Annotated in this window: 22 protein-coding genes and 1 riboswitch; of the genes, 5 read left to right on the top strand and 17 right to left on the bottom strand. The window is 70.7% G+C overall.

All coding sequences use genetic code 11. The features are described from left to right. Positions 1 to 4: 4 nt before the first annotated feature. The 13 genes from BM060_RS19680 to eutS all read right to left on the bottom strand — a co-directional run bounded on the left by BM060_RS19680 (position 5) and on the right by eutS (position 11,804). Positions 5 to 1,366 (bottom strand): ethanolamine ammonia-lyase subunit EutB, encoded by a 1,362-nt coding sequence (locus BM060_RS19680; RefSeq protein WP_043273343.1) that lies wholly within the window; start codon positions 1,364 to 1,366, stop codon positions 5 to 7. A gap of 9 nt (positions 1,367 to 1,375) precedes the next feature. Next, positions 1,376 to 2,794: an ethanolamine ammonia-lyase reactivating factor EutA gene (locus BM060_RS19675; RefSeq protein WP_074982172.1), complete on the bottom strand. Its 1,419-nt coding sequence runs from the start codon at positions 2,792 to 2,794 to the stop codon at positions 1,376 to 1,378. 9 nt (positions 2,795 to 2,803) lie between these two features. After that, on the bottom strand, positions 2,804 to 4,060 hold the full coding sequence (gene eutH, locus BM060_RS19670; RefSeq protein WP_074982170.1) for an ethanolamine utilization protein EutH: 1,257 nt from the start codon (positions 4,058 to 4,060) through the stop codon (positions 2,804 to 2,806). Next, positions 4,057 to 5,304 carry an iron-containing alcohol dehydrogenase family protein gene (locus BM060_RS19665; protein ID WP_074982168.1) on the bottom strand — a complete coding sequence of 416 codons (1,248 nt, stop codon included), beginning with the start codon at positions 5,302 to 5,304 and terminating at the stop codon, positions 4,057 to 4,059. Before BM060_RS19665 ends, eutH begins: the two co-directional genes overlap by 4 nt. Before the next feature lies 1 nt (position 5,305). Then, entirely contained in the window at positions 5,306 to 6,142 is an 837-nt protein-coding gene (gene eutJ, locus BM060_RS19660) for an ethanolamine utilization protein EutJ (RefSeq protein ID WP_074982166.1), read from the bottom strand. Between the two features lie 7 nt (positions 6,143 to 6,149). Continuing rightward, complete coding sequence (locus tag BM060_RS19655) at positions 6,150 to 7,571, bottom strand: aldehyde dehydrogenase family protein (RefSeq protein WP_210147060.1); 1,422 nt, start codon at positions 7,569 to 7,571, stop codon at positions 6,150 to 6,152. Positions 7,572 to 7,665: 94 nt separating this feature from the next. Then, positions 7,666 to 7,953 carry an ethanolamine utilization microcompartment protein EutN gene (gene eutN / locus BM060_RS19650; protein WP_074982164.1) on the bottom strand — a complete coding sequence of 96 codons (288 nt, stop codon included), beginning with the start codon at positions 7,951 to 7,953 and terminating at the stop codon, positions 7,666 to 7,668. 115 nt (positions 7,954 to 8,068) lie between these two features. Beyond that, positions 8,069 to 8,362, bottom strand: coding sequence for an ethanolamine utilization microcompartment protein EutM (eutM, locus tag BM060_RS19645; RefSeq protein WP_009615702.1), 294 nt, complete (start codon positions 8,360 to 8,362; stop codon positions 8,069 to 8,071). A 96-nt stretch (positions 8,363 to 8,458) separates the two neighbouring features. Next, entirely contained in the window at positions 8,459 to 9,460 is a 1,002-nt protein-coding gene (locus BM060_RS19640; protein WP_074982160.1) for a phosphate acetyltransferase, read from the bottom strand. Beyond that, a complete protein-coding gene (eutT, locus tag BM060_RS19635; RefSeq protein ID WP_074982157.1) occupies positions 9,457 to 10,299 on the bottom strand; it encodes an ethanolamine utilization cob(I)yrinic acid a,c-diamide adenosyltransferase EutT in 843 nt (280 codons plus the stop codon). The genes BM060_RS19640 and eutT overlap by 4 nt, the downstream gene beginning before the upstream one ends. A gap of 7 nt (positions 10,300 to 10,306) precedes the next feature. After that, positions 10,307 to 11,002 carry an ethanolamine utilization acetate kinase EutQ gene (gene eutQ / locus BM060_RS19630; RefSeq protein WP_074982153.1) on the bottom strand — a complete coding sequence of 232 codons (696 nt, stop codon included), beginning with the start codon at positions 11,000 to 11,002 and terminating at the stop codon, positions 10,307 to 10,309. After that, positions 10,999 to 11,466 (bottom strand): EutP/PduV family microcompartment system protein, encoded by a 468-nt coding sequence (locus BM060_RS19625; RefSeq protein WP_074982150.1) that lies wholly within the window; start codon positions 11,464 to 11,466, stop codon positions 10,999 to 11,001. The genes eutQ and BM060_RS19625 overlap by 4 nt, the downstream gene beginning before the upstream one ends. Positions 11,467 to 11,468: 2 nt before the next feature. Then, positions 11,469 to 11,804, bottom strand: coding sequence for an ethanolamine utilization microcompartment protein EutS (eutS, locus tag BM060_RS19620; RefSeq protein ID WP_009615694.1), 336 nt, complete (start codon positions 11,802 to 11,804; stop codon positions 11,469 to 11,471). 310 nt (positions 11,805 to 12,114) lie between these two features. Further along, positions 12,115 to 12,314: riboswitch (cobalamin riboswitch) on the top strand. Between the two features lie 86 nt (positions 12,315 to 12,400). Between eutS and BM060_RS19615 the strand changes: the two genes are divergently transcribed. Next, entirely contained in the window at positions 12,401 to 14,266 is a 1,866-nt protein-coding gene (locus tag BM060_RS19615; protein ID WP_074982148.1) for a TonB-dependent receptor domain-containing protein, read from the top strand. A gap of 736 nt (positions 14,267 to 15,002) precedes the next feature. Here BM060_RS19615 and BM060_RS19610 read toward each other — a convergent pair. Genes BM060_RS19610 through BM060_RS19595 form a run of 4 tightly spaced genes read right to left on the bottom strand, consistent with a single transcriptional unit; the run spans position 15,003 to position 18,641 of the window. Beyond that, the gene (locus BM060_RS19610; protein WP_074982146.1) at positions 15,003 to 15,602 is read right to left on the bottom strand and encodes an HAD family hydrolase; all 600 of its coding nucleotides are present in this window, start codon (positions 15,600 to 15,602) and stop codon (positions 15,003 to 15,005) included. Then, positions 15,599 to 16,468 carry an acyl-CoA thioesterase II gene (tesB, locus tag BM060_RS19605; RefSeq protein WP_074982143.1) on the bottom strand — a complete coding sequence of 290 codons (870 nt, stop codon included), beginning with the start codon at positions 16,466 to 16,468 and terminating at the stop codon, positions 15,599 to 15,601. Before tesB ends, BM060_RS19610 begins: the two co-directional genes overlap by 4 nt. Further along, positions 16,465 to 18,081 carry a nitroreductase family protein gene (locus tag BM060_RS19600; RefSeq protein WP_074982141.1) on the bottom strand — a complete coding sequence of 539 codons (1,617 nt, stop codon included), beginning with the start codon at positions 18,079 to 18,081 and terminating at the stop codon, positions 16,465 to 16,467. The genes tesB and BM060_RS19600 overlap by 4 nt, the downstream gene beginning before the upstream one ends. Continuing rightward, positions 18,078 to 18,641: a GNAT family N-acetyltransferase gene (locus BM060_RS19595; protein ID WP_074982138.1), complete on the bottom strand. Its 564-nt coding sequence runs from the start codon at positions 18,639 to 18,641 to the stop codon at positions 18,078 to 18,080. The genes BM060_RS19600 and BM060_RS19595 overlap by 4 nt, the downstream gene beginning before the upstream one ends. Before the next feature lie 110 nt (positions 18,642 to 18,751). On the opposite strand from BM060_RS19595, the gene BM060_RS19590 reads away from it, so the two are divergent. The 4 genes from BM060_RS19590 to BM060_RS19575 all read left to right on the top strand — a co-directional run bounded on the left by BM060_RS19590 (position 18,752) and on the right by BM060_RS19575 (position 22,499). After that, positions 18,752 to 19,672, top strand: a complete 921-nt coding sequence (locus BM060_RS19590) for a histone deacetylase family protein (protein WP_074982135.1) — start codon at positions 18,752 to 18,754, stop codon at positions 19,670 to 19,672. Positions 19,673 to 20,162: 490 nt separating this feature from the next. Then, the gene (locus BM060_RS19585) at positions 20,163 to 21,404 is read left to right on the top strand and encodes a TIGR03862 family flavoprotein (protein WP_074982333.1); all 1,242 of its coding nucleotides are present in this window, start codon (positions 20,163 to 20,165) and stop codon (positions 21,402 to 21,404) included. Between the two features lie 37 nt (positions 21,405 to 21,441). Next, positions 21,442 to 22,047 (top strand): GNAT family N-acetyltransferase, encoded by a 606-nt coding sequence (locus BM060_RS19580; RefSeq protein ID WP_074982133.1) that lies wholly within the window; start codon positions 21,442 to 21,444, stop codon positions 22,045 to 22,047. An 80-nt stretch (positions 22,048 to 22,127) separates the two neighbouring features. Continuing rightward, the gene (locus BM060_RS19575) at positions 22,128 to 22,499 is read left to right on the top strand and encodes a VOC family protein (RefSeq protein WP_074982131.1); all 372 of its coding nucleotides are present in this window, start codon (positions 22,128 to 22,130) and stop codon (positions 22,497 to 22,499) included. Positions 22,500 to 22,587 lie beyond the last annotated feature (88 nt).

Genomic DNA, 22,587 nt, shown 5'->3' with positions numbered 1-22,587 from the left:
TCCCTCAGAAGAAAATGGATGGATCGCCGGCGCGGGCGGTCAGCCGGCCGTCGCTCATCAGGCCCATGCGTTCGAGCCAGCGCTCGAACTCCGGCGCCGGGCGCAGGCCCAGCAGCTGGCGGATGGTGGCGGTGTCGTGGAAGGCGTTGGTCTGGTAATTGAGCATGATGTCGTCGCCCATCGGCATGCCGATGATGAAGTTGCAGCCGGCGGTGGCGAGCAGGATCATCAGGTTCTCGTTGGAGTTCTGGTCGGCGTCGGCATGGTTGGTGTAGCAGCAGTCGCAGCCCATGGAGATGCCGCTGAGCTTGCCCATGAAGTGGTCTTCCAGGCCGGCGCGGATGATCTGGCGGTCGTTGTACAGGTACTCCGGGCCGATGAAGCCGACCACGGTGTTGACCATGAAGGGGTCGAAGTGGCGGGCCAGGCCGTAGTTGCGCGCTTCCATGGTCAGCTGGTCGGCGCCGTAGTGGGCGCCGGCGGACAGCGCCGAGCCCTGGCCGGTCTCGAAGTACAGGCAGTTGGGCCCGGCGATGCGGTTGTACTCGGCGCCCACCGCGCGCGCCTCCTCGAGCATCTCCAGCTCCACGCCGAACTCGCGCAGGCCCTTCTCGCTGCCGCAGATGCTCTGGAAGATCAGCCCGCCCGGCGCGCCGCGGCGGATCGCCTCCATCTGCGTGGTGACGTGGGCCAGCACGCAGCCCTGGGTGGGGATGGCGAACTTGTCGATGGCCTCGTACACGGTGTGCAGCACGCGGGTGAGGTTCTCGACGTTGTCGGTCACCGGGTTGACGCCGATCACCGCGTCACCGATGCCGTAGGACAGGCCCTCGTACATCTGCGCGGCGATGCTCTGCACGTCGTCGCGGGTGTCGTTGGGCTGCAGCCGCGCGCTGAAGCGCCCGGGCAGGCCCATGGTGTTGTTGGCCTTCTTCACCACCGGCATGCGCTTGGCGGCGTAGATCAGGTCGGCGTTGGAGCAGATCTTCGCCACCGCCGCCACCACCTCGGAACTCAGGCCCTTGCGCAGGAAGGCGATGTCGTCGGCGCCGGTGTCGTCGGCGAGGATGTATTCGCGCAGCTCGCCGATGCGCCACTGGGCGATGCGCGCGTAGGCGCTCTCGTTGATGCCGTCCTGGATCAGCCGGGTGACGCTGTCCTCCTCGTAGGGGATCACCGGGTTCATGCGCACGTCGGCCACCGTCAGTTCAGAAAGCACCTGCTTGGCCGCCACCCGCTCCTGGGCGGTGCCCGCCGCCACGCCGGCGAGCACGTCGCCCGAGCGCGGTTCGTTGGCCTTGGCCAGGACCTCCTTGACGTCCTTGAACTGATAGGTCTTGCCGAACAACTGGGTCTTGAGTTTCATCACACCACCTCAGGAAGGGAAAGCCAGTGACTTGACGGTGACCGGAAGGATCTCGCCGTCGAACAACGGGCTGCCGATATCGATGTAGTCGCCATCGCTGGTCGCCACCTCGTCGATGACCGCCAGGGCGCGGCCGGCCAGGCGCGGCTGCAGGAGCATGCCGAGGACCTTGCCGAGGTCCTGGGCGGCCACCACCAGCAACGGATGGGCTTGGGATTCATGGCGCTGGAAGCCGGCGAGTTCTTCCACGCAGCGCTGGATGGCCCGGTAGGCCACCGGCAGGTCCGCCGGCAGGGCCAGGGCGTAGAGGTCTTCGTCGGCGCGCAGGTCCATGCGCAGCAGGTTCTGCCGCCAGCCGTCGGCGAGGCCCGCGCCCTGGCCGGCGGCCCAATCGGTCGCGCAGGGCACCACCGGCACGTTGCGCATCGGCAGCTGCATTTCGCGCAGCCAGATGGTGCTGCCGGACAGCGACAGGCTGTGGGCGCCGGCGCCGATCACCGTGGCGCGCACGGTCTGCTTCGGCTCGGCCAGCGGCAGGCGCTGGAAGCCGGGGTCCTCGTGCAGCGCCGCGGCCAGCAGCGGGCCGATGTCGCCGAAGCGGAACGGCGCCTGCTCCGCGCCGTGGTAGAAGCATTCGCCGACGCCGCCGGAGAGGGTCAGCGCCTGCAACTGGCCCGCCGCCGGCAGCGGCTCGGTCATCAGCAGTTCCCGGGCCAGCGGCGAAAGCGCGCCGTCGATCACCTCATGGAGCAGCGCCGCCATGCGCCGCGCGATCGTGCGCAACTGCTCGATGGACAGCGCCTGCGGCTCGCCACCGAACAGCTCGCGGCAGATCGCCCGCGCCGGCCCGTGCAGGCGCAGCAGCGCGCCGCGGCTGTCGGTTTCCACCAGGCGCCCGCCGACGTTCAGGCAGGCCGAGCCGATCACCCGGCCGGCCTCGAACAGCACGTAGTTGGCGGTGCCGCCGCCGATGTCGATGTTCAGCACCCGCCCGGCGCAGGCGGCGGACAGCTCCGCCGCGCCGGCGCCGCGCCCGGCGATGACCGATTCCAGGTGCGGCCCGGCGCTGGCGACCACGAAGTCGCCCAGCCGTTCGGCCAGGCGCAGCACCGCCGGGCGGGCGTTGCGCGCCTTGGAGGTCTCGCCGGTGATGATGATGGCGCCGGACTCGACCTGCGCGGGCTCCAGGCCCGCGGCGCGGTACTGTTCGAGGATGAAGGCGAGCAGCTCGTCCTCGCGCAGGTGGCCCTCGAAGTCGATCGGGGTGAAGGCCACCGGGCTGACGTAGGTGACCTCCCGCGCGGCGAACTCGTAGTGCGGCACCTGGGACAGCGAGGCACGGTTGACCAGCACCAGGCGCGAGAAGATCACCTGGGTGGTGGTGGTGCCGACGTCGATGCCGACGCTGCGCAGTTCGCGCCTGCTCATGGCCGCGCCCTACTCGGCCCGCTGCAGGTCGGCGTCGGGCAACGCCACCGGCTCGGGCTGGGCTTCGGACTTGGGCGCGATGAGCATGGCCACGGCCACCGCGGTGATGCCGCCGAACAGCTTGCCGACCAGCATCGGGAAGATCATCGCGGACATGTTCGCCGCGGTGAAGCCGAGGTGGTCGCCCAGGGCGAAGCCGGCGGACACGGCGAAGGCGCAGTTGATGATCTTGCCGCGCGCATCCATCTTGCCGAACATGCCGAACATCGGGATCACGTTGGCCAGGCTCGCCACCATGCCGGCGGCGGCGTCCCGGTTCATGCCCAGCAGGCCGCCAACCTTCATCAGCGGGGTGCCGAACCAGCGCGTCAGCAGCAGCACCATGGGGTAGGCGCCGAGCAGCACGCAGGCGATCGAGCCGATCACCTCCATGGCGCGCATCACCGCGCCGGGCTCGTCGCCCTCGGCCATGAAGATCGGGTCCAGCCCCGGGATCAGCGTCCAGCCCACGGTGAACTGCACCACCGCGGCGGCCAGGCCGAGGGTGATCAGCCCCACCAGCAGTTTGGCGAACACCTCGAAGCCGGCGATGATCTTCTCCGGGCAGAACTTCAGGCCCAGGGCGATCAGCGCCGCGACCGCCAGCACCGGGATCATGTTGATCAGGATCATCGCCAACGAGAAGCTCACCGGCTCGCCGTTGACCTCGATGCCCGAGTACATCGCCACCAGCCCGCCGGCGATGCAGCCCAGGGGCACGGTGACGATCCCGGCCAGGGTGCCCAGGGCCAGGTAGCGGCGGTCGGCGGGGTCGATGATGCCCAGCGCCACCGGGATGATGAACACCAGGGTCGGGCCCATCATGGCGCCGAGGATCAGCCCCGAGTACAGCCAGGCGGCGGTGTCGCCGCCGGCCAGCTCCTTGGCCAGGGAGAAGGCGCCCATGTCGTTGGCCAGCAGGGTGCCGGCGAACATCGCCGGGCTCGCCCCGACGCTCTCGTACAGCGGGATCACCAGCGGCCCCAGCAGGTTGGCCAGCACCGGCGCCAGGGCGGTGATGCCGACCATGGCCAGGCCCAGCGCGCCCATGGCCATGAAGCCTTCCTCGAACTGCCCGCCGGAGCCACCGATGCCGCGCCCGAGCCAGCCCAGGCCGAGATGGCCGAGGACCTTCTCGGAGCCGCCGAACTGGCTGAATACCCGGTCCACCGCTCCGATCAGCAGGAAGACCATCATCACGTACAGGATGATTTCGTTGATGCTCATGACAACTGCTCCTGAACAGAATTGTTTCCTTGCTGGCAGGCGCCTCGGCGCTGCCAGGCGTCCTGGTAGATCGCGCTGATCTGTTGCGCGCAGGCGCTGCGCGGGTTGCCGGCCAGGCAGATGTCCTGCAGGGCCGCCTCGGCCAGCGCGGCGAAGTCCTCGCGGCGCACGCCGTGGGCCCGCAGGTCGCGGCCGGCGGCGCCGACTTCGTCGATCAGGCGCTGCACCGCGGCGATGCTGCGTTCGGCATCCAGGCTTTCGCGGCTGAGGGCGTGGCCGATGTCGGCGTAGGCGCGCTTGCACACCAGTTGGTTGAAGCGCATCACCGCCGGCAGCATCAGCGCGTTGGCCTGGCCGTGGGGAATGCCGTAGCGCGCGCCGAGGGGGTGCGCGGTGGCGTGGCACAGGCCCAGGCCGGAATTGGAAAAGGCCATGCCGGCCATGTACGAGGCGAGCATCATCGACTCGCGGGCGCCGACGTTGCCGCCCTGCCCCACCGCCAGCGGCAGGGCCTCGCCGATCAGCGCCACGGCGCGCAGGGCCAGGCCCTGGGTCAGCGGCGTGGCGCTCGGCGCGACGTAGGCTTCGATGGCGTGGGTCAGCGCGTCTATGCCGGTGGCGGCGGTCACCGCCGGCGGCACGCCGAGGGTCAGGCAGGCGTCGATGATCGCCAGGTCGGGAATCAGGTCGGTGTGCACCAGCACCTGCTTCAGGTGCCGCTGGCTGTCGGTGATCACCGCCACGTTGGTGGCCTCCGAACCGGTGCCGGCGGTGGTCGGCACGGCGATCAGCGGCATGCGCCGGCGCAGCGCCGGGCCGTCGCCGAGGTCGCTCACCCGGCGTTCCGGGTTGGCCGCCAGCAGCGCGGTGGCCTTGGCCGCGTCCAGCACCGAGCCGCCGCCGAAGGCCAGCACGCCGTCGCAGTCGGCGGCCAGCAGTTGCCGGCCGGCGGCCTCCACCACTTCGCTGTGCGGCTCGCCGCCGGCGTAGACCAGGCATTCGCAGCCCAGCCCGGCGTCGTCCAGCGAGCGCAGCAGGCCCTGGTCCAGCGCCTGCTCGTGCAGGCGGCCGTCGACCATCACGAACAGCCGGCGGATACCCAGCGCCGCGCAGGCCTCGCCGGCGCGCACGGTGGCGCCGGGACCGATGTAGGTGCTGGGCGGCACGCGGAATTCGCGCACCGCGCGGGCATTGAGCATGTCCAGGGCGCGATAGATCACCCGGCCGACGTCCTGCTCGTGCATGTCAGCGTTCCTCCTCGGCTTGCAGGCCGCAGGCGGCGATGGCCAGCGGCGTGGTGAACAGCGGCGGCGCGGGCAGGATCACCCGCTGCGCGGGGAAGGCCGCGGCGAACAGCGGCTGCACGCCGGGCAGGGTGCAGGAGCCGCCGGACAGGTAGATGGCGTCCACGTCCTGGCCTTGCAGGTGCGTGTGGACGATGTCGGCCATCTTTTCGAACACCGGGCGCGCCAGCGGCCACAGGGCCTCGCCCTCCTTGCGCTTGCGCCGCTCGGCTTCCTCCAGCGACACGTCCAGGTGGCCGGCGAGCACCAGGCTGACGTGATGCCCGCCGGTGGGTTCGTCGGCGGAGTAGGTCACCTCGCCGCCGTGCACCACGGCGACGCCGGTGGTGCCGCCACCGATATCCACCACCGCGGCGCGGTCCAGGCGCAGCATCCGCGCCACCGCCGAGGGCTCGTCGATCACGCAGCCGACTTCCAGGCCGACGGCCTCCAGCACATGGGTGGAAATGCTCGCCTCGGTGCCCGGCGGGTACGAGGTCGCGGCGCGCTGGAAGCACACGCCCAACTGCCGCTCCAGGCTCTCCACCTGGCTGCGCACCAGCTTCACCGCGCCGAAGAAGTCCCAGACCACGCCATCGCGCACCACGTCGGCCCAGTCCAGGCGCACCGCCACCGGCAGCGCCTGGGCATCGAGCACCACCGACACCACGGCGCTGGTGCCCAGGTCGATGCCCAGGCTCAGCGGCCCGCGGTCGCCCGGTTGCGCGACGGGGTGCGCCAGGCAGTAGGCGGCGCGTTCCAGGCGCGGCAGCAGCCAGTTTTCGAGATCGCGTTGCATGGCCGCCTCAGACGATCCGCAGGTGGTCGACCATGACGCAGCGGCGCAGGCGCACGAAGGTGCGCGCCGAGGTCACGCCCTCGCCGGTCGGCGTGGTGATGGTCATGGTGGTCCAGCCCTCGCCGCCGAAGCCCAGGCCGGCCAGGCACGGCCCGTTCTTGACGAAGATGCTGGTGTCCATGGCGTTGGCCATGCGGTCCAGGTGGTCGAGGTTGCGCGAGTGCATGGCCGCCGTGTGGTGGCAGCCGCCCTCCAGCTTCACCGCCAGGGCGATGGCCTGGTCGACGTTGGCCACGCGCACCATCGGCAGCACCGGCATCATCATCTCGGTGATGGCGAAGGGATGGTCGGCCGGAGTTTCCAGCAGCAGCAGGCGCGTCTGTTCCGGCACCTGCAGGCCGATGGCGGCGGCGATCTTGGCGGCGTCGCGGCCGACCCAGTCGCGCGAGACGCTGCCGCGCCCCTGCTCGTCGACCTTCGGCAAAAGCAACGGCAGCAGTTGCTGGCCCTGGGCGGCGCTCAGCTCCACGGCCTGCTGCTTGAGCATCTCGGCCTTGAGGGCGTCGGCGACGCTGTCGACCACGATCAGCACCTTCTCGTCGGCGCAGATGATGTTGTTGTCGAACGAGGCGCCGAACACGATGTCGCGCGCGGCGCGGGCCAGGTCGGCGGTCTCGTCCACCACCACCGGCGGGTTGCCGGCGCCGGCGGCGATCAGGCGCTTGTCGGTGTGTTTGCGCGCGGCCTCCACCACCGCCTCGCCGCCGGTCACCACCAGCAGGCCGATGCCCGGGTAGCGGAACAGCCGCTGGGCGGTCTCGATGTCCGGGCGCTGCACGGTGGTGATCAGGTTGGCCGGCGCGCCGGCTTCGACCATGGCCTCGTTGAGCAGGCTGACGGTGCGCTGCGACACCCGCTTGGCCGCCGGGTGCGGGGCGAACACCACGCTGTTGCCGGCGGCGATCATGCTGATGGCGTTGTTGATCACGGTGGCCGCCGGGTTGGTCGAGGGCGTCACCGAGGCGATCACGCCCCAGGCCGCGTTCTCGATCAGCGTCAGCCCGCGGTCGCCGCTGAGCACCTGCGCCTGCAGGCATTCGCTGCCGGGCGTGTGGCGGGCCTGGGCGATGTTCTTGGCGGTCTTGTCGGCCACCCGGCCCATGCCGGTTTCCTCCACCGCAAGCTCCGCCAGCTCCTCGGCGTGGCGCTCGCCGGCGGCGCGGATGGCGGCGATGGCCCGGTCGCGCATGGCCACCGAGCGCAATGCCTGCTGCGCCTGCGCGGCGGCGGCCACGGCGGCGTCCAGTTCGACGAACACGCCGGGGGCGCAGGTCGCGCCCGGCGACGCGACAGCGGCCGTGGAGGTCGCCCCTATCGAGGCGAGCACCGCCTTGACCACCTGTTCGATTTCCTTCGGGTTGATGTCCACGTCGTGCCTCACAGAATTCAGGGATGAGCCGGGCCACTCCACCTGGCGCGGGCCGGTGGAGGACGCTTGTCGTGAATGACCGCCGGGGGCGGGCCTATTTGCGGTAGAGCAGGCTGCCGTCGAGCACCGCTTCGTCGACGATGCCGACCACGCACAGGTCGATCGGCGCGCGCACCTCGGCCAGGGCCTGGCGCGCGGCGCTGCCGCCGGCCAGCATCACCCACTCGCCGTTGCCGGCGCCGAGGCTGTCGCTGGCCACGTGCCATTCACCGTCGGGACGGCCGGCGCGGTCGAGCATCTCGACCAGCAGCAGCCGGTCCAGGCCCACGCCCGGATGCTTCACGGTGCACACCACCTGCCCCACGACAATCGCCAGTTTCATCGCCTGTTACCTCGTCGGGCCGCGTCCCTCGCGGCGTACGCATGGTTCCTCAGTGGCGGCGCCCGGAACGCGCAGGGCGAGCGCAGGCACCGCTCGGACGGTCGCGGCGAGCCGCTCAATCCACCGGGCGATCCGCCGCCAGCTTGATCGGAAAGACCTCTTCCAGGTCCGAATGCGGACGCGGGATCACCTGCACCGAGACCACTTCGCCGACGCGCTGCGCGGCGGCCGCGCCGGCATCGGTGGCTGCCTTGCAGGCCGCGACGTCGCCGCGGACCATGGCGGTGACCAGGCCACCGCCGATCTGCTTGACGCCCACCAGCTTCACCCGGGCGGCCTTGACCATGGCGTCGGAGGCCTCGATCAGCGCCACCAGGCCCTTGGTTTCGATCATGCCTAATGCTTCCATCTCACTCTCCTCGAACAATCGATCGCCCTTCGCAGGGCCTCTTCGGAGTGGCTAGCCACTCGCGTTACCCCCGGACGGCGGGGGCCGCCGTCCGGCTCAGGCGACTCGCCCGACAGCCTCGGCGCCGCCGGCCATCTTGTTGGCCAGCAGCACCGTCTGGATCATTTCCTCGCTCGTGCAGCCGCGCGACAGGTCGTGCAGCGGCGCGTTCATGCCCTGCAGCATCGGGCCGATGGCGTTCATGCCGCCGAGCCGCTGGGCGATCTTGTAGCCGATGTTCCCGGCCTCGAGACTGGGGAACACGAACACGTTGGCCGCCCCGCCCAGCGGGCTGCCGGGCACCTTCGCCGCGGCCACCTCGGGGACGAAGGCGGCGTCGAACTGGATCTCGCCATCGACGCACAGCTCCGGCCGGCGCTCGCGCACCAGTTCGCAGGCCTGGCGCACCGCCTCAGCGTCGGCGTGCCTGGCGCTGCCGTGGCTTGAGAACGACAACATCGCCACCCGCGCCGGCTCGCCGGTCACCCGCTCGAAGCTGGCCGCCGAGGCCAGGGCGATGTCCGCCAGCTGCTCCACCGTCGGCCGGGGCACCACGCCGCAATCGGCGAACGCCAGCGGGGCGCCGCCGTCCGCTGGCAGCATGAAGAACACCGAGGACAGCGTGCGGTTGCCCGACGCCAGGCCGACCACCCGCAGGCCGGCGCGCAGCACGTCGGCGGTGGCGCTGAGGTTGCCGGCGATGCACAGGTCGACCTGGCCGGCCGCCAGCAGCGCCGCGCCGAACCACAGCGGGTCGTGCAGTTGTTCCAGGGCCTGCTCGGGGCTCAGCTTGTCCTGGCGCCGGGCCAGGTCCTGGGCGAAGCCGTGCAGCCAGGGCGAGCGCGCGGGGTCGATCAGCCCGAGGTCGCCCAGGCGGATGTGCCGCTCCAGGCAGTAGCCGCGCAGGGCGAAGGGGTTGCCCAGCAGCAGCGGCTCGGCCAGGCCCTCGGCCTTGAGGTATTGCGCCGCCTCGATGGCGCGGCGGTCCAGGGCGTCGGGGAAGACCACCCGCGGCGGGTTCTGCCGGGCGGCCCGGCGGCAGTCGTCGAACAGTTTCATGGGGCCTCCCCCTGCACGCGCCGGCTCAGTTCCGCGGCGCTCGGCCAGGGTTGCCCGCGCCGGTGCAGCAGGCTCAGCAGCATGGCCACGTAGAGCGCGCTGGAAAGCCGGTTGAGGGCGTGCAGCAGGTCCGCGCGGCGCAGCTTGAAACCGGCCGCCATGAACACCTGGGCGGCGCAGATTTCCACCTCGCGGACCTTGGCCCGCAGCAGGTTGAGCAGCGCCGGCGCGCGGCCGTGGCCGCACTCGGGCACCAGGTGGTCGTGGCCCAGGTACTTCAGCGGCGCGTGGGACAGGCGGTGCAGCACGGCCTGGTCGAGCCCGCCGACGGCGAACCCGGCCAGCTCCTCGTCCAGCACGTCGGCGCGCATCAGCTGGCCGAGCAGCGAACGGATGTCGGCCAGCCAGGCGGCCAGCTCGGCCGGCTCCGGCAGTTCCACCTGCAGCCACACCGCCAGGGCGATGGCCGCGTCCAGCTGGGCGCGGAACTGCAGGCGCGGGTCGTTCTTGGCCACCAGTTCGTGGGCGTTCAGGTGGGTCATCCCGGCGGGCTTGTCGGCCGGCGCCGAGCCGCACAGCTGGCAGGTCGCGGCGACGCGCCGGGCGCTGCCGGTCAGCCCGTGCACCGCCTGCAGGCACGGCGCGCCGTCCGCGTCCGGCTCTTCGGTCGCCCGGTACAGGCGGCCCTGTTCGTCATGGAACTTCAGCGACAGGTGGCGCTCGTCGATCAGCGCGCGGGCGGCGGGGGTCAACCGCGCGTCGGCGGGCAGCCGCAGCTCGGTGCCTTCGCTCAGGCCGTGGCGCTCGCGCAGCCAGCTTTCGGTGATGAAAGTGCTCATGGCCGCCTCACTGTTCCTGCCAGTTGGCCGGCCAGGCCACGTAGAGGAAGCGCACCCGGCTGGGGGTGCCGAACTCGATGGCGCTGCCCTTGGGAATGAACAGCAGGTCGCCGGGCTGGCCCACCAGGGTCTCGCCGTTCTGGCGGATGTGCAGCTCGCCCTCCAGCACCAGGTCCACTTCGTCGTAGTTCAGCGTCCAGGGGAAGAAGGCGTTCTCCCACTGCATGAAGCCGGCGCCCATGCTGCTGCCGTCCTCGGCGCCGACCACGTCGGTGATGCCGATCTGGTATTCGCCCGGCACGCCTTCCAGGCGGCCGAAGCGCACGCTGCCGCCCTTCACCAGCTTGATCCCGCCGGCGCCGGTGCGCGCCTCGAAGGCCGCCCGGGCCACGCAGGCGCCGCCCTGTTGCGCGGCCTTGCGCACCAGTTGGTCGACCAGTTGCGCGTCCACTTCGGCTGGCAGCCGCGCCAGCACCTCGGCGCGAATCCGCGCCAGCTCGTCCTCGCTCGGCCCGGCTACGGCCGACTCGGGCGCTGCCGCCGCCGGCTCGCCGGCCACCCGCTCGATCAGCGCCAGGCCCGCCTGTTCGGCGACCGTGCGCGCCTCCGGGGTGACGATGCAGCGCGGCAGCTCCACGGCCAGGGAACTCTGCCCGGCGGCGATGGCTTCACGGATGTCGTTGGCGGTAATCAGCTTCTTCATCTCAACAGGTCCTCGATCGGATTCCGTGCGTTCAGCAGCGCGCGCAGGCGCTCGATGCTGGCGGGGTCGTCGCTGGCGGTATGGACGATCTCGCCGTCGATGCCGTGGCTGCGCAGCAGGCGCTCGATGGCGGGCAGGTCGACGCCGGGCAGGTCGCACTTGCTGATCACCCCGATCAGCCGCTTGCCGGCGTGGATGTCCAGCAGCCCGGGCGGCAGGCGGCACTCCATCGCATCGGCGGGGTGCACGTAGACCAGGGTGTCGACGTCGTCGGTGCTGGTGATCAGCGCGCGGTACAGGCGCGGGTGGCTGACGAACTCCCCGGGGGTGTCCAGCGCGCCGCAGGGGCCGTAGTCCAGCGCCTGGGTCTTGCGCGCCGCCGCGGGATTGCCGCACAGGGCGTTGAACAGGGTGGTCTTGCCGGCTCCGACGCCACCGATGAGGGCATAACGCGGCGCGTCCATGGTCAGCTCCTGGTCACCGGGCAGACGCTGTAGTCCAGCAGCCGGCCGAGGGCGGCGCAGGTCTGCGCCAGCGCCTCCTCCACCGCGCCGACGCTGCCGTGCAACACCAGCGCGCCGCTGAAGCGGTCGAGGAAGCCGATGCGCACGTCGGCGGCCTTGGTGGCGAAGTCGCCGGCGATCATCGCGGTCTCGCCCGGGGTGAGGGTCATGATGCCGATGGCCTGGGCCCCGGGAACGCCGATCTTGCTCGACAGCTCCTCCTGGGGATGCGCGATCAGGTGCGCCAGGGTCACCTGCTTGCCCGGGACGAATTCCTGGATGATGCGCTCTTTGGACACGTGCTCCCCTCCTCTACTGCTTAGGAAGCTAACAAGTGCCCGGACGGCGGCCCTATCAAAATCCGGCAAAGTTTTCCGCCGCCCCGAAAGACCAGAAAACTCCTACAAAAACCGGCTGGAACGCCCGCACGGCGCCGCATTGGCGACTGCTGGCCGGAGCTTTCCGGCCGCGGTTCGCACCGTGCTGAGTGACTTTGTCGCAGCCGCCGGAAAGCCTCCGGGCACAGGCGGGGCGCCGCCATGGACGTGACGGGCCGCAGAGGAAAGGGGCGTCTGACGGACAGGTTCCGCGTCGGCCCGACTTGCCCGGCCGTCGCGTTGTTCGTAAGGTGCGCACGTTTTCGTTCGAGGTAACGGGAAGCAGGTGGAAGACCTGCGCTGCCCCCGCAACGGTAACCGACCGCAGGCCTTGCGCCTGCCGCGCTCCAACCCGCCACTGTGCGCCACGCATGGGAAGGCCGGGAGCGTGCGAGTCGGCAGCCCGGAGACCGCCCTCGACACGCATGACAGGTGTTGCGGAGGGCCGCACCTTCAAGCGCGGCCACTCCCGCCCTTGCCAGCCCTCCTCGAAAGTCCACTTTTGAGGAACCCCAGCGATGAAACTTTCCCGTCTTGCCCTGGCCGTCGCCGTGTTGCCCGCGGCGGCCTTCGCCGGCGACGATGCCGAACAGGCCTACCAGTTGCCGTCGATGGTCATCACCTCGGCGCGCCAGGCCGAACCCCGCGGCCAGGCCACCTCGGCCAACACCGTCTTCACCCGCGACGACATCGAGCGCCTGCAGGCGCGCAGCGTGCCCGAGCTGCTGCAGCGCGTACCCGGCGCGCAGTTGAGCAACGCCGGCGGCCTGACCAGCTACTTCCTGCGCGGCACCAACCCCGGCCAGACCCTGGTGCTGGTGGACGGCCAGCGCATCGCCTCGGCGAGCAGCGGCATCGCCCGCCTGGACTACCTGAGCATCGACAACATCGAGCGCGTGGAAGTGACCCGCGGCCCGCGCTCGGCGCTGTACGGCGCCGACGCCATCGGCGGGGTGATCCAGATCTTCACCCGCCGCGGCGAAGCCGGCCTGCACCCGCAAGTGCGCCTGGCCGCCGGCAGCAACGGCACCTTCCAGCGCAGCGCCTCGCTCGCCGGCGGCGACGAGCGCACCCGCTTCGACCTCGGCGCCAGCCTCGACGAGAGCCGCGGCTACGACTACACCCGCGACAACGTCGGCGCCGACAGCGACCACGACGGCCAGCGCAACAAGGCCGTGCACCTGAACCTGGACCACCGCCTGAACGACGACTGGAAGGCCGGCTTCAGCCTCAACGACCAGCGCGGCGACAGCGAATACGACGACGCCTACAGCTACGCCCCCGCCGAGCCCCACGACGAATTCCGCGTCAGCAGCTACAGCGGCTACCTCGAAGGCCAACTGACCTCGATGTGGAACAGCCGCGTGGAGCTGGGCCGCAGCTTCGACCGCAACAAGGCCGTCGGCGCCGCCGAGGTGTGGAACAACGGCACCCTGGAAACCACCCGGCACTCCGCCAGCTGGCTCAACCGCCTGCAGCTGGACGCGCGCAACCAGCTCGCCCTGGGCGCGGACTGGTACGAGGACAAGGTCGACGGCAGCACCGCCTTCGCCGAGGACAGCCGCACCAACCACGCCTTCTTCGCCCAGCACAGCTTCAAGGGCGAGGCCTTCTCCACCGAGCTGGGCCTGCGCCACGACGACAACGAGCGCTACGGTTCGCAGAACAGCTGGAACGCCGCCGTCACCCTGCCGGTGGGTGACAACCAGAGCTGGATCGCCAGCTACGGCGAGGGCTTCCGCGCGCCGACCTTCAGCGACCTCTACTACCCCGGCGCCAGCAACCCGGACCTGAAGGCCGAGACCTCGAAGACCTACGAGCTGCAATGGCGCGGCGACTTCGCCGGCACGCATCTGGAGGCCGCGCTGTACCGCACCGAGGTGGACGACCTGATCGCCTGGGACAGCGCCAGCAACATGCCGCAGAACATCGCCAAGGCGCGCATCGACGGCTTCGAGGCCAGCCTGGCCCGCGAGGTCCTCGGCTGGCAGGCCAACCTCGGCCTGAGCATCATCGACCCGCGCGACCGCGACACCGGCCACACCCTGCCGCGCCGCGCCCGGCGCACCCTGAGCCTGGACCTGGACCGCCAGTTCGGCGCCTTCGGCGTCGGCGGCACCTGGCGCGCGCTGAGCAACAGCTACGCCGACGCGGCCAACCAGGACCGCCTGGGCGGCTACGGCGTGCTCGACCTGCGCGGCAGCTGGCAGTTCAGCGAAACCCTGCGCTGGGACCTGAAGCTGCAGAACCTGCTGGACCGCGACTACGCCCGCGCCAGCTACCAGCGCCCGACCGATCCCATGGGCTTCCCCAGCGAGACCGTGCACTACAAGGAAGCCGGCCGCACCGCGCTGCTGGCGTTGACCTGGACGCCGGAGCTGTAGCCATCGCGGGCAGGGCCCGCTCCTACAGGTTGACGCCGAACGTCCCGTTCACGCCGGACAGCCCCCTCTCCCTTACACAGGGAGAGGGTTGGGGAGAGGGGACGGCGCCAACCCGGAACACAGTTGCTGCCGGTAAACACCGTTCGCGAGCAAGCTCGCTCCTACGAAAAGCACCTTCACGGCCCAGTAGGGGCAAGTGTCCATTGGGTTCCCGCGTTCGCGGGAATGACGTTGGAAAACACGACGCTCACCCCGTCATTCCCACGCCAACCGTAGGGCGTATAACCGTTCGCGGTTATACGCCGTTGCCCCTGCACGGCATGTCCCCGTTGGGACAACTGTCTTGCTGACCGCGCCGAGGCGCTCTTCGTAGGATGGGTTGAGCCTGCGAAACCCATGCTGCCGTGGTGATGGGTATCGCTTCGCTCGACCCATCCTACGACGGCGTTTCTCCGCACTTCGAGCGGACCTTGTCCGCGATAGCCGGAACCACCGGCGCGTTTCGCGGATGAATCCGCTCCTACGCAACCCCACCCACGCCATTCCAATGTAGGAGCGCGCCCTGCGCGCGAAATCGCGGGCAGGGCCCGCTCCTACAGGTTGCCGTGAGGCATGGCATTCTCACCCGTAGGAGCGGATTCATCCGCGATTCCGCCGGCAGGGCGGACGACGCCCAGGCCCTTGGTGCCGCCGGGGATCGCCGTTAAACGGCGTATAACGCGGAGCGTTATACGCCCTACGCCAACACCCCGGCCAAGCGCCCCAGCGCTGCGCAATCCGCGGCGTGCCAGTCGCTCAGTTCCGGCCAGGGGTTTTCCGCCAGGTTGACCAGCGCCGTGTAGCTGCCCGCCGCGCGGCCGCATTCCAGGTCGAAGCGGTAGTCGCCGACCATCAGCATCTCCCTGGGCTGCACGCCCCAGCGCTCGGCCAGGTGCAGCAGGCCGTCCGGGTTGGGCTTGGGCCGGGCTTCGCCGCGGCCGAGGATGTCGCCGGTGGCGAAGCAGTCGCCCAGGCCGATGGCCTGCAGGGTCACCAGCGCCAGCTCATGGGCGTTGCGGGTGAGGATGCCGAGGCGGTAGCCGGCTTCATGCAGCGCGCGCACCAGGTCCACCGCGCCGGGCGCGGCGGTGGAGGCCAGCGCCAGCTCGCGTTCGTGCTCCAGCAGCCAGGCATGCTTGGCCGCCGCCTCGGCCGCGGGCAGCGCCGCCAGGTGGGTGAGGATGTCGTCTTCCTGGGGAATGCCCAGGGCCCGCTTGATCGCCGGGAAATCGTGCACCGCCAGGGTCAGGGTGCCGTCCATGTCGAACACCCAGTGGCGGATCAGGCCCGGTTTCATGCCCAGTCCTCGCGGCGGCGGATCAGGCCTTCCTGGGTCGACGAGGCCACCAGCTGGCCGTCGCGGTTGAAGATGCTGCCGCGCACGAAGCCGCGGCCGTTGCCGGCCCAGGGGCTGTCGATGGCGTACAGCAGCCACTCGTCCGCGCGCAGGTCGCGGTGGAACCACACGGAGTGGTCGATGGTGGCCACCTGCATGTCCTTCTGCCACACCGAGCGGCCGTGGGGCAGCAGCGAGGTGGTGAGGAAGCCGAAGTCCGAGGCGTAGGCGAGGATGTACTTGTGCAGCGCCGGCACGTCCGGCAGCTTGCCGTCGGCGCGCAGCCAGAGGTACTTGATCGGCTCGCCGACCTGCGGGTCGTAGGGGTCGTTCTGGGTGACCGGGCGGATCTCGATGGGCTTGGGGTACAGCAGCTTGTCGCGGATGCGCTCGGGGAACTGGGCGATGCTGCGCTGCTTGAGCTCGAGGTCCGTCGGCAGGTTCTCCGGGCCGGCCACGTCGGGCATCGGGATCTGGTGCTGGAAGCCCTCCTCGTCGTACTGGAAGGAGGTGCTCAGGGCGAAGATCGGCTGGCCCTTCTGGATCGCCGTGACGCGTCGGGTGCTGAAGGTGCCGCCGTCGCGCACGCGGTCGACCTGGTAGACCACCGGCATGCTGGCGTCGCCCGGGCGCAGGAAGTAGCCGTGCATGGAGTGCACGTGGCGCGCCGGCTCCACCGTCTGGCTGGCCGCCGACAGCGCCTGGCCGAGCACCTGGCCGCCGTACAGCTGGCGGAAGCCGAGGTCCTGGCTGATGCCCCGGAACAGGTTCTCCTCGATGGGTTCCAGGCTCAGCAAAGCCACCAGGTTGTCCAGGATCTGGGTCATGACGTTTCCTCGGAATCGGTACTGCGAATGGGATGCGGGCGGCGCGGCTGGGGGTACGCGGGCGAACTGCTCAGGCGAGTGTCCCATACCGCGCGGCCGACGGTGAAATGATAGAGGCTGACCGGGCGGTCCGGTCCTTCGCCGAGCAATTCCCGCAGCGCCTCGTCGAAATAGCAGCCGATGCCGGTGCCCGAGAGCCCGGCGGCCTCGGCCTCCAGGTAGAGCAACTGGCCGATCTGCCCGGCCTCCCAGTACAGCCGCGGGTAGGTCCAGGGGCCTTCGGCCAGGGCGGCGTCCAGGTCGGCGAGCATGGCGAAGGCCACGCAGCCGTCGCTGGCGATGTCCTGGCCGCAGGAGAGGAAGGCCGAGAGCTGGCGGGCGTCACCTTCCAGCAACAGGTACAGCAGTAGTTCGGCATCCGCCCGGCGCCATAGGAAGTCCCCGCGCAAGCCACCCGGCGCGCGGCCGCTGCGGCCCAGCCAGTAGAGCCCCGGCGCCAGGCCCTGGACGCGGTGGACGAACAGCAGCAGGTCGAGGCGCGGCGGCTCGCCCGAGCAGGCGAAGGGCACCGGCGAGTTTTCCGGCAGCAGCCGGCGCAGCCAGGACAGCAGCAGCTCGGCGTGGATGCCGCTGCGGCCGTCCAGGCTCTGCGCGCTGCGCCGGCGGTGGAGGATCGGGCGCAATGGCAGGCCGGGGTTGTCCGTGGTCGCCTCGGCACGCGGCAGGCGCCAATCGGCAGGAGCCAGCGCCAGCGCACGGCACAGCGCGTGGACGCGCTCCAGCTCCGGCCAGTGCCGGTAGCTGCGCGACAGGCGATTCGGAGCGCCCTGCAACTCCAGCGCCGCCAGCCCCCGCAGCAGCGCATCGGGTACGCGGGGCTCGCTGTCCTGGGGCGGACCTATCCACAGCAACGCATCCACCGCTTCGCGCTCGTGGAAACCCTCGCGGTCAAGGCCGAACGCGGCATCCAGGCTACGCTCGTCCACCGCGCGCAGCAGCCGCACTTCCCAGCCCTGGATGGCCGCGGCGATGGCCAGGGCCGCCAGCGCGTGGCCGAAGTCGTGCTGGCAGTAGCGGTAGGCGCGCTCGCCGTACTTCCAGGCCTCGCGCCAGGGAATGCTGGCCAGCGCCAGCAGCAGGCCCGCGCCGGGCAGTTGCTGGGCCAAGGCGGGCGGCAGCTCGGCGCGTACTTCCAGCAGGTGTTCGTCGGCGGTGTAGTGCGCCAGCACAGCGGACTTGTCCACAGCCCCGGCCGGCAGCAGCAGGTAGGCCTCGGTGGGGTGCAGGTTGCCGCTGGAGGGGTTGACGCGCAGGGCCCAGCGGCTGCCGCCGGCTTCCTTCCAGGCGGAGATCGCCAGGCTGTCGTAGAGCAGTTGCGAGACGCTTTCCAGGCCCAGCGGCGCGGGCTCGCCGAGGGGGCCGGCGAACACGCCGTCGTAGCCCGGCGACTCCTCCTGCGGGCGGTGCAGCAATTCGATCGGCCGCGCCCCGGCGTAGCGGCGGAAGGGCGCCGGCTGGGTCGCCCAGTCCAATTGGCCGGGCCCCGGGGCGAAGCGCTGCGGCTCGTGGCAGCTCAGCGCGTGGTAGGCGCGCACATCGTCGGCGGCGCTCATGTCTGCGCCTCCAGCCATTGTTCGCGGCTGATGCGGAACAGCACATGCGGACGCAGCGCGTGGCCCTGGGGCAGGCGCGGGTGCTCGAAGTCGGCGGCCGCATCGCGCCGCATGCCCAGGCGCCGCATCAGGCCCTGGGACGGCAGGTTGGCCGGCACGGTGAAGGCCACCACCTCGGTCAGGCGCAGGTGCGCGAAGGCGTATTCCAGCACCGCCCGCGCCGCCTCCAGCGCATAGCCCTGGCGCCAGAACGCCCGGTTCAGGCGCCAGCCGATCTCCACCGCCGGGGTGAAGGCGGCCTCGAAGCCCACGTGCTGCACGCCCAGCACGCCGAGGAAGGCACCATCGTCGCGACGCTCGACTATCCACTGGCCGAAGCCGTGCTCGGCGAAGTGCGCGTGGATGCGCGCGGCCAGGGCGTCGCTGTCCTCGCGGCCCATGCAGGCGGGGAAGTGGCGCATCACCTCGGGGTCGGCGTTGAGGGCGGCGAAGGCCTCCAGGTCGCCATCGCGCCAGGGGCGCAGCAGCAGGCGCGGAGTGCTCAGGCTGGACAGGTGCATGGTTCGCCTCGGCAAGGTTCGTCAGCTGCCTATTGTGCCCCATGCGCGGCCCTGGCGCCCGGCCGCGGGGCCGGCTTACCCTTGCCGCTGAACCGCCCGAGCCCTGCCCCATGCCGTTGCCCCTGGTCTACCACGACGACTACAGCCCGCCCTTCCCCGCCGGCCACCGCTTCCCCATGGAGAAGTTCCGCCTGCTCAAGGAACACCTGGTGGACAGCGGCCTGACCAGCGACGCGGCGTTGCTGCGCCCCGAGCCCTGCCCGGCGGACATCCTCGCCCTGGCCCACGACCGCGGCTACATCGAGCGCTATTGCAGCGGCGACATGAGCCGCGAGGAACTGCGCCGCCTCGGTCTGCCCTGGAGCGAGGCCCTGGCCCGGCGCACGGTGCGCGCGGTGGGCGGCTCGCTGCTGGGCGCCGACCTGGCGCTCAAGCACGGCCTGGCCTGCCACCTGGCCGGCGGCACCCACCACGCGCACCATGACCACGCCTCGGGCTTCTGCATCTTCAACGACCTGGCGGTGATCGCCCTGCACCTGCTGGAAAGCGGCCGCGCCGGGCGCGTGCTGATCTTCGACTGCGACGTGCACCAGGGCGACGGCACCGCGCGCATCCTGGAGCAGGTGCCGGACGCCATCACCGTCTCGCTGCACTGCGAGAAGAATTTCCCCGCGCGCAAGGCGCACAGCGACTGGGACATCCCCCTGCCGCTGCACATGGGCGACGCCGACTACCTGCGGGTGGTGGACGAGGCGCTGGACTACCTGCTGCCGCTGTACCAGCCGGACCTGGTGCTCTACGACGCCGGGGTGGACGTGCACAAGGACGACGCCCTGGGCTACCTGAACCTCACCGACGCCGGCCTGGCCGCCCGCGACGAGCGCGTGATCGAACGCTGCCTGGCCCGCGACGTCCCGGTGCTCGGGGTGATCGGCGGCGGCTACGACAAGGACCGCGCGGCCCTGGCGCGGCGTCACGGCATTCTCCACCACAGCGCGCAGCGGGTCTGGCAGCGCCTGGGCCTGGGTTGAGTTGTCCACGGCAACTGTGGAGCAACCTGTGGAAAAGCTGCGGGGAGTCTGCCCTGGCCCACGCCGGGCCTGGGCCGCAGCCGGATGTACGAAAGATGACCAGACAGCGTTCGAAGGAAAAGGTGCGACTTTTCCACGGATGCTGTGGAACCTCCTGTGGAAAAACTGCGGGGCATTCGCTGCAGCCCAGTATTCACGGGCCCTCCAGCCCGATGAACAAAACATGACCAACGCGCTTTTCGTAGGAGCGAGCTTGCTCGCGAACGGTGCCGCGGCGGGGTTGGGGTTCGCGAGCAAGCTCGCTCCTACAGTCGGCCGGGCACGCTGATTTGTCCCCGAAAGCTGTGGAGCCGCCTGTGGATATCCTGGGTACAAACCTGTGACTTGCCCACGCGCCGGGGCCCACACGCGGCCGCCGGCGAATTGACCAGCCCCGGCCGCCAGCGGCTAGGCTAGAATGCGCGCCCTTTCCACCGACCATGCCCAGCCCATGACCGAGCACAGCTCCCTGCCCTCCCCCAGCGCCATCGTCATCGGCGGCGGCCCCGCCGGCCTGATGGCCGCCGAAGTGCTGGCCGGCGCCGGCGTGCGCGTGGCGCTGTACGACGCCATGCCCTCGGTGGGGCGCAAGTTCCTGCTGGCCGGCGTGGGTGGCATGAACATCACCCACTCCGAGGATCAGGCGGCCTTCGTCGGCCGCTACGGCGAGCGCCGCGGGGAGATCGGCGAACTGCTCGCGGATTTCGACAGCCAGGCCCTGCGCGAGTGGATCCATGGCCTGGGGATAAATACCTTCGTCGGCACGTCCGGCCGCGTCTTCCCCACCGACATGAAGGCTGCGCCCCTGTTGCGTGCCTGGCTCAAGCGCCTGCGCGACAGCGGCGTGGTTATCCACACCCGCAGCCGCTGGCAGGGCTGGGACGAACAAGGCCGCCTGCTGATCGACTGCCCCGAAGGGCGCCAGGCCTTGCAGGCCGACGTGACCGTGCTGGCCCTGGGCGGCGGCAGTTGGCAACGCCTGGGCTCCGACGGCGCCTGGGTGCCGACGCTGCAGGTGCGCGGCGTGGCAGTCGCGCCCCTGCGGCCGTCGAACTGCGGCTTCGAGGTGGCGGGCTGGAGCGAGTTCTTCCGCGACAAGTTCGCCGGCGCGCCGGTCAAGCCGGTGGCCATGAGCCTGGAGGGCGAGGCGCCGCGCCAGGGCGAGTTCGTGGTCACCGCCGGCGGCATCGAGGGCAGCCTGGTCTATGCGCTGTCCGCCGGCATCCGCGAGCGCATCGCCCGCGACGGCTCGGCCAGCGTGTTGCTCGACCTGCTGCCGGGCCGCAGCATCGAGCAGGTGGCGAAAGCCCTGGCCCAGCCGCGCGGCTCCAAGTCCATGGCCAACCACCTGCGCGGCCGCCTGGGCCTGGACGGTGTGCGCGCCGGCCTGCTGCGCGAGTTGTCCACAGCCGCCGACTACGCCGAGCCGCAGCGCCTGGCCGCGCTGATCAAGGCCCTGCCGCTGACGGTGGTGCGCCCGCGCCCGCTGGACGAAGCCATCAGCAGCGCCGGCGGCGTCACCTTCGAGGCTGTGGATAAGCAGCTGATGCTCAGCGCCCTGCCCGGCGTGTTCTGCGCCGGCGAGATGCTCGACTGGGAAGCGCCAACCGGCGGCTACCTGCTCACCGCCAGCTTCGCCAGCGGCCGCGCCGCCGGCCTGGGCGCCTTGCGCTGGCTGAAACTGGAACCATAGTGCTAGATTGCGGATTCTCCCCAGCAGAGTCCGCGCCATGCCCCTGAGCTTCCGCCCGGCCCGCCCCGAGGACGTCGACGCCGCCGTCCCGCTGATCTACAGCTCCGGTCCCGACGCCTTCGACTACGCCTTCGCCCGCCCCGGCCGCAACAGCGCCCAGGACTTCCTGCGCCACGCCTTCGTCCAGGGCGGCGGCCAGTTCGGCTGGCGCCAGCACACGGTGGGCGAACTGGACGGGTGGGTGGTGGCGGTGGGCACCGTGTTCGGCGGCGAGGCCAACCTCGGCTACCTGCTCGCCGCCAGCCGGCAGGTACTCGGCTTCTTCGGCCTGGGCGCGGCGGCGGTGATCCGCCGTGGCCTGCAGCTGGAGCGGATCATCTGCCCGCCACCGAAGCGGACGCTGTACCTCGCCCATCTCGGCGTGGCGCCGGAACTGCGTGGCGAAGGCCTGGGCAGCCAACTGATCGCCCACTTCCTCGAACGCGGCCGCCGCGCCGGCCTGCCCATGGCCGCCCTCGACGTGTCGGTGGCCAACCCGCGCGCCCAGGCGCTGTACGAGCGCCTGGGCTTCGTGGTGCAGGCCGAGCGCCACTCCAACCTGCCGGGCGTGGCCAGCCACCGCTACATGCAGCGCGCCCTCTGAGCCTGCGCTAGACTGCGCGCCAGCCGCCCGGCAGAGGCGGCGGCCCACCGTGCCGGCCAGTGCCACGACAAGGAAGCGCCATGAGCAAGCTGAACAGCATCGAACTGAAAGTCTTCGTCCCGGCCCGCGACTACGCCCAGTCCCAGGCCTTCTACCGCGACCTGGGCTTCGCCAACCCGTGGAGCTCGGAGGAGCTGAGCTACTTCCACCACGGCGACCACTGCGCCTTCCTGTTGCAGAACTACTACGTGAAGGAATTCGCCGAGAACCTGATGCTGCACCTGCTGGTGGAAGACGCCGACGCCTGGTGGCAGCGTCTGCGGGAGATCGATATCGCGGGGCGTTATGGCGTGCAGTTGGGGGAGCCGGAGGATCGGGCTTGGCGGATGCGGGATTTCACGCTGCATGACCCGAGCGGGGTATTGTGGCGTATCGGCCACAATCTTGATTGAGCAGGGGCACGGCTTTTCGTAGGAGCGAGCTTGCTCGCGAACAGAGCTTTCCGGCGATTCCGCTGCCTTGGCCTGACTCCGCTCCCTC

Source organism: Pseudomonas citronellolis (assembly GCF_900112375.1).
GTDB lineage: Bacteria > Pseudomonadota > Gammaproteobacteria > Pseudomonadales > Pseudomonadaceae > Pseudomonas > Pseudomonas citronellolis.
This window is presented reverse-complemented; position numbering and strand designations above follow the sequence as displayed.

Bases quoted from the DNA above. Each gene is read 5' to 3' on its own strand.
- tesB (WP_074982143.1), bottom strand. From the start codon at position 16,468: ATGACCCAGATCCTGGACAACCTGGTGGCTTTGCTGAGCCTGGAACCC.
- BM060_RS19680 (WP_043273343.1), bottom strand. From the start codon at position 1,366: ATGAAACTCAAGACCCAGTTGTTCGGCAAGACCTATCAGTTCAAGGAC.
- BM060_RS19595 (WP_074982138.1), bottom strand. From the start codon at position 18,641: ATGCACCTGTCCAGCCTGAGCACTCCGCGCCTGCTGCTGCGCCCCTGG.
- eutN (WP_074982164.1), bottom strand. From the start codon at position 7,953: ATGAAACTGGCGATTGTCGTGGGGCAGGTGGTGTGCACCGTGAAGCAT.
- BM060_RS19610 (WP_074982146.1), bottom strand. From the start codon at position 15,602: ATGAAACCGGGCCTGATCCGCCACTGGGTGTTCGACATGGACGGCACC.
- BM060_RS19590 (WP_074982135.1), top strand. From the start codon at position 18,752: ATGCCGTTGCCCCTGGTCTACCACGACGACTACAGCCCGCCCTTCCCC.
- BM060_RS19640 (WP_074982160.1), bottom strand. From the start codon at position 9,460: ATGAAACTGTTCGACGACTGCCGCCGGGCCGCCCGGCAGAACCCGCCG.
- BM060_RS19615 (WP_074982148.1), top strand. From the start codon at position 12,401: ATGAAACTTTCCCGTCTTGCCCTGGCCGTCGCCGTGTTGCCCGCGGCG.
- BM060_RS19575 (WP_074982131.1), top strand. From the start codon at position 22,128: ATGAGCAAGCTGAACAGCATCGAACTGAAAGTCTTCGTCCCGGCCCGC.
- BM060_RS19625 (WP_074982150.1), bottom strand. From the start codon at position 11,466: ATGGACGCGCCGCGTTATGCCCTCATCGGTGGCGTCGGAGCCGGCAAG.
- BM060_RS19580 (WP_074982133.1), top strand. From the start codon at position 21,442: ATGCCCCTGAGCTTCCGCCCGGCCCGCCCCGAGGACGTCGACGCCGCC.
- BM060_RS19675 (WP_074982172.1), bottom strand. From the start codon at position 2,794: ATGAGCAGGCGCGAACTGCGCAGCGTCGGCATCGACGTCGGCACCACC.
- eutH (WP_074982170.1), bottom strand. From the start codon at position 4,060: ATGAGCATCAACGAAATCATCCTGTACGTGATGATGGTCTTCCTGCTG.
- BM060_RS19585 (WP_074982333.1), top strand. From the start codon at position 20,163: ATGACCGAGCACAGCTCCCTGCCCTCCCCCAGCGCCATCGTCATCGGC.
- eutQ (WP_074982153.1), bottom strand. From the start codon at position 11,002: ATGAAGAAGCTGATTACCGCCAACGACATCCGTGAAGCCATCGCCGCC.
- eutJ (WP_074982166.1), bottom strand. From the start codon at position 6,142: ATGCAACGCGATCTCGAAAACTGGCTGCTGCCGCGCCTGGAACGCGCC.
- eutT (WP_074982157.1), bottom strand. From the start codon at position 10,299: ATGAGCACTTTCATCACCGAAAGCTGGCTGCGCGAGCGCCACGGCCTG.
- eutM (WP_009615702.1), bottom strand. From the start codon at position 8,362: ATGGAAGCATTAGGCATGATCGAAACCAAGGGCCTGGTGGCGCTGATC.
- BM060_RS19600 (WP_074982141.1), bottom strand. From the start codon at position 18,081: ATGAGCGCCGCCGACGATGTGCGCGCCTACCACGCGCTGAGCTGCCAC.
- BM060_RS19665 (WP_074982168.1), bottom strand. From the start codon at position 5,304: ATGCACGAGCAGGACGTCGGCCGGGTGATCTATCGCGCCCTGGACATG.